Source organism: Nostoc sp. 106C (assembly GCF_002154725.1).
Lineage (GTDB): Bacteria > Cyanobacteriota > Cyanobacteriia > Cyanobacteriales > Nostocaceae > Aulosira.
Map to the genome: position 1 here is coordinate 59,091 of NZ_MTAW01000080.1, position 13,021 is coordinate 72,111.

14 protein-coding genes are annotated in these 13,021 nt (G+C 43.1%); 5 read left to right on the top strand and 9 right to left on the bottom strand.

All coding sequences use genetic code 11. The features are described 5' to 3' along the window. Positions 1–25: 25 nt before the first annotated feature. Entirely contained in the window at positions 26–1,225 is a 1,200-nt protein-coding gene (locus tag BV375_RS08380; RefSeq protein WP_086759294.1) for a DUF4159 domain-containing protein, read from the top strand. 41 nt (positions 1,226–1,266) lie between these two features. Here BV375_RS08380 and BV375_RS08385 read toward each other — a convergent pair whose 3' ends face one another. From BV375_RS08385 to BV375_RS08410, 7 genes are all read right to left on the bottom strand, one after another. Beyond that, positions 1,267–2,235 (bottom strand): hypothetical protein, encoded by a 969-nt coding sequence (locus tag BV375_RS08385; protein ID WP_086759297.1) that lies wholly within the window; start codon positions 2,233–2,235, stop codon positions 1,267–1,269. 180 nt (positions 2,236–2,415) lie between these two features. Next, entirely contained in the window at positions 2,416–2,706 is a 291-nt protein-coding gene (locus BV375_RS08390; RefSeq protein WP_339376842.1) for a glutathione S-transferase C-terminal domain-containing protein, read from the bottom strand. After that, a complete protein-coding gene (locus tag BV375_RS08395; RefSeq protein ID WP_086759299.1) occupies positions 2,703–3,389 on the bottom strand; it encodes a hypothetical protein in 687 nt (228 codons plus the stop codon). The genes BV375_RS08390 and BV375_RS08395 overlap by 4 nt, the downstream gene beginning before the upstream one ends. Beyond that, complete coding sequence (locus tag BV375_RS08400; RefSeq protein WP_086759301.1) at positions 3,301–4,206, bottom strand: serine protease; 906 nt, start codon at positions 4,204–4,206, stop codon at positions 3,301–3,303. The genes BV375_RS08395 and BV375_RS08400 overlap by 89 nt, the downstream gene beginning before the upstream one ends. Continuing rightward, the gene (locus BV375_RS08405; protein ID WP_086759303.1) at positions 4,190–4,528 is read right to left on the bottom strand and encodes a CU044_2847 family protein; all 339 of its coding nucleotides are present in this window, start codon (positions 4,526–4,528) and stop codon (positions 4,190–4,192) included. Before BV375_RS08405 ends, BV375_RS08400 begins: the two co-directional genes overlap by 17 nt. A gap of 237 nt (positions 4,529–4,765) precedes the next feature. After that, entirely contained in the window at positions 4,766–4,918 is a 153-nt protein-coding gene (locus BV375_RS36680) for a hypothetical protein (protein ID WP_166507408.1), read from the bottom strand. An 80-nt stretch (positions 4,919–4,998) separates the two neighbouring features. Next, positions 4,999–5,682 carry a glutathione S-transferase family protein gene (locus tag BV375_RS08410; protein ID WP_086759305.1) on the bottom strand — a complete coding sequence of 228 codons (684 nt, stop codon included), beginning with the start codon at positions 5,680–5,682 and terminating at the stop codon, positions 4,999–5,001. A 636-nt stretch (positions 5,683–6,318) separates the two neighbouring features. Between BV375_RS08410 and BV375_RS08415 the strand changes: the two genes are divergently transcribed. The 4 genes from BV375_RS08415 (at position 6,319) to BV375_RS08430 (ending at position 10,638) form a co-directional block, all read left to right on the top strand. Further along, positions 6,319–7,803, top strand: a complete 1,485-nt coding sequence (locus BV375_RS08415) for an amidohydrolase family protein (RefSeq protein ID WP_086759307.1) — start codon at positions 6,319–6,321, stop codon at positions 7,801–7,803. 131 nt (positions 7,804–7,934) lie between these two features. Then, positions 7,935–9,023, top strand: coding sequence for an aliphatic sulfonate ABC transporter substrate-binding protein (locus BV375_RS08420; RefSeq protein ID WP_086759309.1), 1,089 nt, complete (start codon positions 7,935–7,937; stop codon positions 9,021–9,023). A gap of 28 nt (positions 9,024–9,051) precedes the next feature. Further along, on the top strand, positions 9,052–9,963 hold the full coding sequence (locus BV375_RS08425; protein ID WP_086759311.1) for a TauD/TfdA family dioxygenase: 912 nt from the start codon (positions 9,052–9,054) through the stop codon (positions 9,961–9,963). Positions 9,964–10,038: 75 nt separating this feature from the next. Continuing rightward, positions 10,039–10,638: a thioredoxin family protein gene (locus tag BV375_RS08430; RefSeq protein ID WP_086759313.1), complete on the top strand. Its 600-nt coding sequence runs from the start codon at positions 10,039–10,041 to the stop codon at positions 10,636–10,638. Between the two features lie 121 nt (positions 10,639–10,759). On the opposite strand, the gene BV375_RS08435 is transcribed toward BV375_RS08430, so the two are convergent. Together BV375_RS08435 and BV375_RS08440 are read right to left on the bottom strand one after the other, a co-directional pair. After that, on the bottom strand, positions 10,760–11,908 hold the full coding sequence (locus BV375_RS08435; RefSeq protein ID WP_086759315.1) for a glycosyltransferase: 1,149 nt from the start codon (positions 11,906–11,908) through the stop codon (positions 10,760–10,762). Between the two features lie 310 nt (positions 11,909–12,218). Continuing rightward, positions 12,219–12,851, bottom strand: a complete 633-nt coding sequence (locus BV375_RS08440) for a glutathione S-transferase family protein (protein WP_086759317.1) — start codon at positions 12,849–12,851, stop codon at positions 12,219–12,221. Positions 12,852–13,021: the final 170 nt, after the last annotated feature.

A 13,021-nucleotide genomic window follows, 5' to 3' on the forward strand; every position in this document is an offset into this window, starting at 1 on the left:
CCAAAATCTAAAATCTAAAATTGAGATGACACATCCATTCCCACCACCAAATATTAAATCCTTTGAACGCCTGCAAGCATCAGATGGGCTGCTAATAAATGCAGAACGCTGGAGTAAAGCTCATGATTACCACCGACTGCGACAAAATACGCACTATCAATGCTTAAACCAACCAGGAATTGTCTGCGGTTTAGGCGTTAGAGTCATTCCTGCGCCTCGCCAAGTAGAAGCCAAATATCGAGATGGGCGCTGGGTACAAATTCAACCAGGAATTGCCATTGATGTAGCAGGAAATCTAATTGTCGTGCCTCAAGCGTATGACTTTCCCATTGATTTAGAAGTAGCAAGTTCTGAACCAGCTACCATTTATTTAGTAGTAAGTTATGTAGATCCTGATGAATTGCGACGTGGACAACCAAGAGATATTGTCCAAGAAACATATCGCATTGACCAAAAAAATTCCACACTAGAAGGTTCAGAAATAGAACTGTGTCGGATACTTTTACAACCAGGACAAAATGCTATTAGCCAACCAGCGGATGTTTTTTTTCCTGGTTATCAAAATATTGATTTACGTTACCGCCGTCATGCACAAGCACGACCGCAAACAAATGTAGCGATCGCACAGGTAAATCATAGTGATTCTGAATGTGCCCGGAATTTTTTCAACCTTTCATATTTGCTGCAATCAATAGAGCCTCTATACCCTGCTTTACGCGGAATTGATGAGCCAGGACAAGTTTCCTTAGGAGAAAATATTCAGGACTATGACTTACTTTATTTAACAGGTCAGCAGGCACTATCTTTTAATAGTATTGAATTTGAATCGCTAAAAAATTATTTAAATGCTGGTGGGATACTATTAGTTGATGCACCCCAAGATGCTAATTCTCTGATTGATAGTACTCACGCATTAGCACAACAACTAGAAAATCCCTTAAGACCTTTAGAAGAGTTGCAAAGAAGTCATCCTTTAAGAACAAAACCCTTCTTGTTTGCTGCTTTGCCAATTATCAATCAACATTCAATTCGATTGTTAATTGGAGGTGGAATTATTTTAGTAATTGGTGATTTAGCCACTGCTTGGGGATTAGATAGAGAATTAAATTTGCCTAGATTGACCATTCGTACAGCCCAGGAATTAGGCATTAATATTCTGCACTATGCTTGGAAGCGGCGACAGTTCATTGGTTTGCAGCAAGAAGATGATTTCGGAAAGTGGTAATTAGTAGGTGACAAGGTACAAGAAAGATCTGAATCTTCCTACTAACCAACAATCACCCAGTACGTCCCATCAGGTGATACCAACCCAAAAGAAGGCTCTCCAAACTCATTGGGTACGATGGGAGTTACAGATGTAGCGTTGCTAGCAAGAATGCGATCGCGGACTTCTAAAATATCCTCAACTTGATAAGTAAATAGACTCAATCCCAGCGAACCTGGTTGTGCAAATTCACGTTTATCTGGGGTAGGGTAAAGTGGACTATAGACTTGCAAAACTCCTGCGATCACTTTGGGTGAAGAAAAAGCAGAAATATAAAACTCTTGCCCATCTTCTAACATCAAAGTTTGACGAGTCGAAGGATTTTGATAGCCAGATTGCTTTCCATTCTCCTCTATTGCTACAAGTCCGAAAACCTCGGTATAGAAAGAACTTAAGCTGTGATTAGCAGTAACTATACTAGAGTGAGTTCCCTCGCTTACACCTAACAGTGAACTTGAATCAATCGTACCGTAACCAGGGCGGTTGTAGTTGTAGCGTTGGAAAAATGCTTGTCGTGTCTCGGAACCAATGACAAACATTTCCCGCACTCCAACAAAACGGTTATACAAACCTTTTCCTTGATTACCGATAACTTCTATGGCGCGGATTGGTTCTGTATATATCCAGTCTCCTCCATTAGACTTATCATCAGTAAAAGCATCAGCGATCGTATAAATATCTTTCGTCAACGAAGCAAACCAACGACTACCCACCACCATTGGTAAGGTACTGCCTAAACCTTGATTACGTGGTTCAGACCACCACATCAGCCGTAGCAGTCCGTGCTGTGATGAGTTGCCATTTTGTAATCTCAGTGATGTCAAATTTGATGCATAACCATAGAGCAATTTTGCTTGTGCTGCTGCTAATTGTCCTCCATTGACCTGTTTGTAGCCCAACTCTGCCCAATATTTGAGGCTAGTTTCAACATCATTCGACCCGATGCAATTCTCAAAAATTCCACTAATCATAGTTTTCTTTTAGTTATTACAGTAGCGATTTACGAGGATAGAATTGCATTAATAATTTTGTCGTAATATTTGTGTAGTTAGGGCATCGACTGTTAAGTTAGGTGATGTAAATTAGTACGAAACTGCTATTGCTGTTTGAGTTTATAATCCCCGCAATTCAATTGCGGGGAGTATGTCAATCTATTTTTGAGTCGCACCGACTGCGGTAGGTTCACCAAGCACTTTAGTAAATCTTTCTATGTAGAAGTTAACAAGATTTTCCACTGCCCGAATTGATTCGCGATCGCGCAATGTGTTCCACCATTGTTGTATGCGAGGTGTTTCCGATGGCAAAGTGAATTTGCGCAAGTGTTCTAAAACTGGCAAGCGTTCAAACCAAGGATAGAAGCTGATATCAACTAAACTTACCTTGTCTCCTAACCAGTACGGCCCATTACCAGACAGCTTACCTAATCCTTCTTGTGCATTTATTGATTAAACTTATTTTCTTGGCTAACAACTCTACCCGCGTACTTAATTTTTTCTAAACCTTTTTTGAATTCTGCATAATCATCTCTTTCTATAATTTTATACATATCTTTTTCAAGTTGGTAAGTATGCCGTAAATTTTGAATTTGTTTTTTTATTATTTCAGTTTCGTCTGTTTCCTCTAATAGTAAATCTTCTATTGTTACTAACAGATTTCTTGCATCTTCGCGTCTAGTCGATAGTGGATTATCTCTGAAAAAACGTCGTTTATATCGCTCTACTCTGTCTGAGATACTCTCATCAGTTAGCTTTTCTTTAGCTTTACGTATTTTATCGTTTAAATATTTAAACAAAAATTTGAAATTAATTTCAAATATTTCTAGTTCCCTAAAAAGTCTATTTTCTTTCTCCCCATTTTTTCGAGATAAATTAAGTATATTAATTAAATGAATTACACTTCTTGATAAACTTATTTTATCAATATATATTTCTTTAGAAATTAGCTTTTCTTGAAAGTAAGCCTCTATAGCATCAAATATTGTCTCGCCAGTTGTAATTTTCTTTAAAACAGTGTCTTCTTTGATGAGGGCAACATCTTTATCGGTTGCTCCATATACTTCCCTTGCATGTCTTCGAGCTGCTTCTACACAAATTGGCAGAGGAATTAAATCCTCTAAGTCTGTCAATGTAATACCGTGAGATAACAATCTCAGTTTCTTGATTTGCTTCTTTCCATTTTTCTGTTGCTAGTAGTTTTTGTAGTTTGGTATAATCAACTAACGCAATTTTTTCGGAGTTCAACGACTGTGTGATACTCTTTTTTGATGCTTCTTGTTGGTTAATTACAGTATTTCTCAATTCTAAATTCTGAGTTTTTTGCTCACTTAGCGTAGACAACACTTTACTCAACACTTGCATAGGAATCATAAACGCAACTTTAGTTTCTGGGCGCTCCATTTCTGCTGCTACGGCCATTCCGACTACACCCTCTAATTTGTCATCCCAGATAGGCGCACCACTAAAACCAGCTTCTAGCTTATAGCCTGATTGTTTCAAATCCTCCAACTGCACCCAACCGTTAGCTGCTCGTCCTCGCAAAACCCCAGAAGCCCAGACCCCATTAGATTGTCCTGCAGGAAACCCGAATACGCGAAAAGGATGTCCCCACAAGTTATCTAATGTAATTAGTGTTGCAGATTGAACTTCTCGCGGAGAATTATTTTCTAGCTTTAATACTGCAATGTCTTCTAGTTCTTCATTAGGATTTACAGGTTGCCAAAAAACCACCTTAGCTTTTAGGTATTGTTTAGCTGCTACTAACGGAAAGTCTAAGGTGACAAGTTCGTTGGGTTTTTCTATAGTTGTTCTACTAATTCCTAAACTATCGCACACCACATGAGCGCAAGTAAGGATATGCTTTTGAAAAATTAGAAAGCCAGCACCAGTAACTCTGCTGCTGTTAGAGATAATTCTGATAATAGATGGCTCAAGCGGCATTACCATACCCTGAATCCTGTTTCCACTTCAGGGTAATTTCATAGTTTACCTCACCACTACCAGAAGCAACTACTGCTCCCAGTTCAGCACTAATTTTGATACCAAACTTGACTTCTATTTCATCCGCAGGTTGGGGAAGGCTACGCACCTTGGTTATTATGGCATTAGCTACAGGTTTTACTTTATCAAGTGCAGACTCAAAAGTTTGAGTAGCTTTTTGGACAATTTCATCTCGCAAACCGATACGCTGATCTACTGGTGCTGGTTCATCGACTTCTATTAAGACGGTATCACCGTTTTCGAGAGAAAATGCCACGATGCGTTTCACGATATGACCTCAGATCAAAATAAGAAAGCGTGTATTCAACCCAATTTGTAGCATTTGGCACAAAAAAATTGTAAGCATAGCCAAAACCACAAGTTGGTTAATCTTAGCATTCTTTATTGATAGGAGTGTATTCTAGAGAACTTCTCATTTACTTAAAGCAAAGCAGAAGGCAGAAAATAAATGTGTGCAAAGCGCCATAATTAAAGTAATTAAAGCTAACGTTCTTACATTAAGCAGTCATGTTATAAAAAAACTCTGCTTTTGCGCTAACAACGCTGCATCCCGATAAACTTGCTGAAAACGCCCAAGGCTTATTAATGCGATCGCTTGACGAGCCGTCTTTTCTGCTGCTTTAAGTTGGTGAAATTGTTCTAAACCAAATGCCACCATACCGAATCTTTGTTAAATCCCTCTTTCAAGAAATATTTTTGTTTCTTGAAAGGGGGATTAATAGCGAATATAGTTTTACCCTACTTTTGCGCTGCACCCACAGGGTTAGGTTCACCAAGCACTTTAGTAAATCTTTCTATGTAGAAGTTAACAGGATTTTCTACTGCTCGAATTGATTCGCGATCGCGCAATGTGTTCCACCATTGTTGTATGCGAGGTGTTTCCGATGGCAAGGTGAATTTGCGGAAGTGTTCTAAAACTGGCAAGCGTTCAAACCAAGGATAGAAGCTGATATCAACTAAACTTACCCGATCTCCTAACCAGTAAGGCCCATTACCAGAGAGCTTACCTAATCCTTCTTGTTCAATATACAATAAGGATTCGATGAATTCTCTGCGCCCTTGTTCCTGTTCAGTGCTATCTTTACCGCGTAAGAATTTGTTAAATGCAGGTACAAGGCGAGTGTTGGCGTAGTCGATCCAAATGCGCGCGATCGCTTTTGCTCCTGGTTCACGAGGCAATAAAGCTGGCTCTGGAAAGACTTCATCTAAATATTCATTGATAATGGCAGATTCATAAAGCTCCACATCCCCATGTTTGATGGCTGGAACTTTCCCATAGCGCGAAATCTGCGTATAGCCTTCGGGTTTATTTTGTAAGTCTATTTCAATGGGGGTAAATTCAATTCCTTTTTCCAACAAGACAACACGGGTTCTTTGAGCGAAGGTCGAGGCTTTAGCGAAGTAAAGTTGTATGTTACTCATGAATTGCTTCCTTGTATTATGTGCGAAAAACAAACTACGGTTAGTCGGTCGATTTATAGTACAATATCTTATATTATGCTGTAAACACCAGAAAAAAGCCTTGTAAAGCTGATGAGAAAGTCACTGTACATAAATTTAGGTTATCTAATATTTAGAAAGCAACAAATTTAGGGCAACGTATATTTTGTTTGCTGAAGACTTGTATTGTCGTCAGCGTTATGCAATACTGCTAAAATAATCAACGGTAAATCGGTCAATGAACCGTACTTAATTAACCTCTGATGCAAATACTGCATAGATCAATTATTCAGACACTTTGAAAATCAAGCAAAAATAGCTTCTGCGAACAATGCTCATTTTTTCTTACAGGCATTGCTGGTGCAAAAAATTATTGAGTTAAAAGAGGGTGCCTCCAAAAAAATCCTCTGGACATCTATTAGGTGTAAACGAGATCGGCGCATCTGTTGTCGTTCATTGTCTGTTGGAGACATTTTCAAATATATAGACATTTCCTGAGCTAGATCCGTCAGGCAATGCCTTAAGAGTTTTAATTTTTGCTCCATCGTGAAGCTCAATTTTTGTCAGGGTTTACGACTTGTGAAAGTCAACGAGTCACGTAACTATGGAGAAATTATCATGACAATTGCCCTTGAACGCCCCACCAAAAAGACTCGCTCAGCACAGATTCGGGAGCAACTTGGTTATCCGATCATTGATACTGATGTGCATACCCAGGAATTTGAACCTGCTTTTCTTGATTATTTGGCTCAAGTAGGCGGTTCTAAAATTGCCGATAGCTTCCGAGAACATCTACCTGGTGCTGGTCGCTATCGTTGGTTTCAGCAAAGTTGGGAAGAACGCCGTACTTATCGTACTGCTCGCCCTCCATTCTGGGGTCGTCCGACTAAAGACACCTTAGATCTGGCAACAATCACCCTGCCAAAGTTACTGCATGAACGTTTACAAGAAGCGGGAACAGACTTTGCTGTGTTGTATCCCAACCTGGCAACCCTAGCACCGCAAATCAAGAACGAAGAAATGCGGCGGGCAGTTTGTCGGGCGGCGAACCTTTATCATGCAGATATCTTCCGTCCTTATAGCGATCGCGTGACTCCGATTGCCACCATTCCTCTCAACACACCAGAAGAAGGAATCGCGGAATTGGAATATGCAGTAAAGGAATTGGGACTCAAAGCGATTCAAATTCCCGCTTATGTTACTCGTGTGATTCTTGGCTTCGAGAAATATCCTGAAGAAGTGCAACGGGAAGCAACCTGGATTGATACCTTCGCCTTAGATAGCGCCTATGATTACGACCCCTTCTGGGCAAAATGCGTAGAGTTGAAAGTCGTTCCTACTACCCATGCTTCTGGTATGGGTTGGACTGCACGTCGCTCTATTTCCAATTACCAATACAACCACATTGGACACTTTGCCTCAGCAGGTGAAGCATTCTGCAAAGCCCTATTCTTTGGTGGTGTGACTCGTCGTTTCCCCACCCTCAAATTTGCCTTCCTTGAAGGTGGTTCGGCTTGGGGTGCTAGCCTCTACACCGACATCATTTGGCATTGGGAAACTCGCAATCCAGAGATTTTGCAGAATAATCATCCTGGTAACGTCAATCGGGAAGAATTGCGGGAACTATTCGCTCGTTATGGTGGGCCAGAATTCCAAGGTCGCCTAGAGCAAATCGGTAGTGGTTTGGGCTTCCACGGACAATACTTTGCACCAGAAGATCCAGGCGAACTCGATGAATTTGCGGCGGCGGGGATTACTAAAGCCGAAGATGTACGCGATCGCTTCCTAAATCACTTCTACTTCGGCACAGAATCAGACGACCTCCGAGTTGCTTATGCCTTTCATCAAAAAGCCAACCCATTTGGCGATCGCGTCAAAGCATTCTTGGGATCGGATTCCGGTCATTGGGATGTACCTGATATTACAGCGGTTACTGCCAACGCTTATAGCTTCGTAGAACGCGGTCTTCTCAGTGACGAAGACCTGCGTTACTTCTTATCAACTCATCCTTTGGAGTTGTACACCAGTCTCAATCGTGACTTCTTCAAGGGTACAGCAATTGAGAAAGAAGCAGAAGAATATTTAGTGAGTGTTGGTCGTTAGTTAAGGACATGGGACAGGGGATTCGTGATTATTTTTCTCCCTTGTCCCAATCCCCAGCCATTGCAGAGCAGTGCTAAGTAAACTTACTTGTTTGCCAACAAACAAGCTGAAAAATTTTTTACAGAAAACTTATGGTTGCCACAGTAAAACCTCAATATATCAATATCTTTCGCCGCTTTACACTGCTTGTAGTACCTGGATTGTTAACTTTAGCAACTTCGTTGACGTTAGTCAGTTGCACGCAACAAAGCCAAAAAGCAGATAATCAATCTCCTGCTAGTAATGTATCGGATACTAAAACATCGGGTATCAAAACGAAGGTACTCCGCATGGGGTATCAACAAGCTGGTGATTTAGTGAGGATTACAAATGTACTAGAAAAGCGTTTGGAACCCTTGGGAGTCAAGGTGGAATGGGCGCAATTTGCCCAAGGGCCGCAACTGATGGAAGCGATGAATGTCGGCAAAATAGACTTGGGTTCTGTAGGAGAAACTCCCCCCATTTTTGCCCAAGCAGCTGGCGCTCAGATCACTTATATTGTAGGTCGGCGACGAACTGAAAATACTGGTAAAGGAAGTGCGATCGCTGTTCCACCAGGTTCTCCGATTAAAAGTGTCAAGGACATCAAAGGGCAAAAAGTAGTCTTTCAAAAAGCTTCTGCATCTCACTATTTCATCCTTAGAGCTTTGGAAGATGCAGGTTTAAAATATAGTGATATTCAAGTCTTGAGCATACCCAATGTAGAAGCTGCTAGTGCATTTCTAGAAGGAAAAATTCCCGTTTGGGTAACTGGCGATCCTCATCTAGCTCGGGCTGAAAAATTGGGTAAGGTAAAAATTATCAAGAATTCTCAAGGGCTTGATTCCCCAGGTGGATATTATATCGGAACAAAGCAATTTGCAACTGAGAATCCTGAATTGCTGCGGATAGTTATTGAGGAAATAGATAAAATTGAACGTTGGGCAGAGGCTCATCCCAAAGAGACTGCAAAGCTAATTTTACCGTTTCAAAAACTACCTCCAGATGTGATGGACTTGGTAGTCAGTCGTCGTAGCTATGGATTGAGAGCCATTACTCCAGATTTAATTCGGGAACAACAGCGGATTGCAGATTACTTCTATAAAAATGGCTTGATTCCTAAACCGATCAATATCAAAGAAGCGACGCTGACAGATGAACAGTATGCAGCAATTACTCCCGCCACAATCAGTCAAAAATAGCATTGCAGAAAGGAAGAGGTATAGAAATATGGGTTCTCAACACTTTGATATTCAACCAGTTGCAGGACGTATCGGTGCCGAAATTGTTGGTGTCGATCTAAGTACTAATCTTAGCGACGATATCATCAGCGATATTCGCAAGACTTTAGTTAAATATAAGGTAATCTTCTTTCGTGGTCAGCAACTCGACGCTAACGGGCAAGTTGCCTTTGCACGTCGGTTCGGTGAAGTTACAACAGCTCATCCCACCGTGCCATCACTCCCCGGACACCCAGAAGTACTTGACCTGAATTACGGCAAAACTGCTACTCGCGCTAACACCTGGCACACGGATGTGACTTTTGTAGATCGTCCACCGCTAGGCTCTGTATTACGGACGCTTGTCATCCCTCCAGCCGGAGGCGACACTATCTGGGCAAACTCTGTCACTGCATATCAAGATTTACCAGAATATCTACGTAGCCTTGCGGATGATCTTTGGGCTGTACACAGCAATGCTTATGATTATGCAGTCGCCGCAGTTAATATTCCTGAAGATATTAAAGCTTACCGAGATGTGTTCACCTCAACCATATATGAGACTCTTCATCCAGTTGTGCGTGTTCATCCGGAGTCTGGAGAAAAAGGTCTATTTATTGGCGGTTTTGTGCGCCAAATTCGCGGACTATCGACAACTGAATCAGACGACATTATCCGGCTGTTGCAGGCATATATAACTCGTCCGGAAAACACAGTGCGCTGGCGTTGGCAAGTTGGTGACGTAGCGTTCTGGGATAACCGCGCTACTCAACACTATGCTATCGCAGACTATGGCAACCAACCGCGTCACGTTCAGCGAGTCACCATCGCTGGCGATTTACCAGTGGGTGTGAATGGCAAACATAGCGAGGCTGTCAAAGGAGATTCTTCTAAGTACATCCCCAGCTTGGCTGTTGCCTAAAATTGGTTCCTCTGCATAATCGGGACAAGAAAATAATCAATTTTCTGATTTTACAAATCAAGGAGTTTTATATCTATGGCGCTGACCCCTTCAACAATGCTACCTTTGGGCACTTTAGCACCTGATTTTCATTTACCAGATGTAGTTACAGGCGAAACGATTTCACTCTCTAACTTTGCTGATAAAAAAGCCTTACTAGTGATATTTCTCAGCCGTCATTGTCCTTTTGTGCAACATATCAAATTGGAATTGGCAAAACTCGGTAAAGATTATAGCGATCGCAATGTGGGAATTGTGGCGATTAGCGCTAATGATGTTAACAGCCATCCTGATGATGCGCCAGAATTACTGAAAGCCTTTGCCCAAGAAGTCGATTTATCCTATCCTCTGCTTTACGACGAATCTCAGAAATCTGCGAAAGACTTTTTCGCTGCTTGCACTCCCGACTTTTTCCTCTTTGATGCTGACCGCAAGCTGGTCTATCGTGGTCAGTTAGATGATAGCCGTCCCAAGAACGATAAACCTGTGACTGGCGCTGATTTGCGCAGAGCAATTGAAGACATTTTACGCGATCGCGTGATTACTTGGGAACAGAAGCCTAGTATCGGTTGCAATATCAAATGGAAGCCAGGTAATGAACCTGCTTATTACAAAGTGCCAGCAGTTGCCGTTTGATATTTTCCCCACACATTGCTTCGCTGTTTACTAGCAGATGGTAGTTAAGGTGTCATCAGGTGCGCGATCGCGCACCTTTTTTTGCTTGGTTCTAACCTTATAGAACCCATTTGACATCTAGCTATGCGCCAAACGCTTGAGCATCAGTCGGATTAACCTGGTCAATCAGGTGCTGCGCTGCGACCTTAACACCATTGAGGATGATCCGTTCCGCGATCGCATCAGCCCGGTTCGCGATGGCTGGGTCACTCTCGTCGTGCAGTGCCGATATTAGTCGGTTGGCGGTCAGATCTGCAATCGGTATCAACGTGCCGATGCCGAGTTCCCGCACGCGGTTCGCCCAAAACGGCTGATCGCTAAACATCGGAACGAGTACTTGTGGTACGCCAGCACGTGCGGCGGTGTGCGTCGTTCCGGCACCGCCATGATGCACGACTATAGCGACTCTGGGGAACAACGCTTGATGGTTGACATCACCGATTGCGATGCAATCTGGGGCTTGGTCGATCAGCTTGAGGTCGGCCCATCCTTGCGACACGATCGCTCGTCGCCCAACCGCACGCGCAGCCTCGATCAGGGTAAGGCTCGTATCCCCGGTGATCGGCATACTGCCGAAACCGAAGTAGACGGGCGGATCGCCAGCTTCGAGGAACACTTCGACATCAGACGGGAGCGGAGTCGAATCCTCAAGAAACCACGCGCCGGTCTGCAAAATGGACATTCCCAGTATCTCCGGCGAAGGGGCGAGCGTTGGATCGGTCGCAAGCCACGGCTGGTCAGTAACAATATGACTGAGCACATCGTCAATCGGCGATAACCCAAGCTGCGTCCGATTGACGTTGACGCGAGCGAGGGAGCGCTCATTCCAAATACGAATGGTGTCGTCGGTCGGCAGCGCCGTAGGTGCGTAGATCGCGTTGATGTAAGGGATGCCGTGAAGCTCGGCAATGGATCGCGCGGCATACTGGTGCGCGTTTGCTCCTACGATGATGTCGTAGCCGTTTGCGGCTGCACCGATCGCATCGAACTGGTCGGTGATGAGGTCGGGCATTGGCTTAGTCGTTGTGGTGTCGCTCACCGTAGTCCCGCGCGGCGCTCGCATTTCGATCCCCACTGGTGTAGACTCAAACCCAAGCTTCTGTGCCCACTCAATAAAATTCGGCGGCACACACAGATGTACCTCGTGCCCGCGATCGCGCACCTCCAACGCCAACGCAATCACTGGTTGCACATCTCCGCGCGTACCGACCACTGAAAACAACACTCGCATATTCTCTCCAAGGCAATCTAAAAGATGTCAAATGGTTTCTATATAGCCGTAGTCACATAGGTTAGGACATTTTGAAAGCGTGAATGCTAGGAATAGCAATAGTTTTTTTACCTTCTGCCTTTTGCCTCCTGCTATAAGTAAGCTAAACCGCCTTTAAGTTGCAGAATCCTTAGCCTCAGAAAGACGCGGCGACGCGGAGAAAGGAAGACGCGGAGATGCAATTTTAATGATTATTAGCTTAGAATCAATCTTTAGCTTTGGTCAAAAATCTGAATTCATCCCACATTTATGCAACGTCCGAAAACTATTGCTACCTGCACACTCGTTTGACGTTCTTGAGTTTATTGACCTCATCCCGCCAAGTCATGAGTTTAGGAGTTTGAGCGGTAATTGCATCAATCTCTGGGGTTTTCGAGAGGTAAGTAAAGATGGGAATCAGGTAGAAATCTGCAATGCTCAATTCGCCGCCCAGCAGATATGGACTACCAAGGGTGAGCGATTCGATTGCCTCTAGCGCTGTTTTTGCTGGCGCAATGGCATTTTTCACCGCTTCCTCATCTGTTTGACCACCCTGATTTGGGACAATTAGACGCTGTATGACAATTGTCCTGATCGCAGGACCATAGAGATAGCTATCAATGATTGCCATAATCTGGCGCATCCGAGCTTTAGAGAGCGGATTAGACGGGCTAAACTTGTTACTTGCTACGACAGCATCGAGATATTCGGTAATAGCAGCTGTCTCATATAGCAGTTCTCCATCAACTTCCAAGGTCGGGATTTTACCAAATGGATTTTTGCTTAGGTACTCTGCTGAGGTGTTTTCACCAGTCAAAATATTGACTTCTTTGAGCTTATAGTTTGTGTCTGCTTCCTCAAGTAACAACCGGACAGTCCGAACGTAAGTACTAACAGGGCTACCATAAATAGTAATTGTTGCCATTATTTGTAAATCTCCAATCTCATGTTCAACCTTGACAAGAATACTTGGTCACTAATTGCGATCGCCTCAGCTAGTCGAGTGAAAACTCTAGAAATTGAAAAGCGCCCTCCCGATAGGAAGAGCGCTTTTAACTCACACAGAAGCTATTGTTGATTTCTCAGAAATTAACC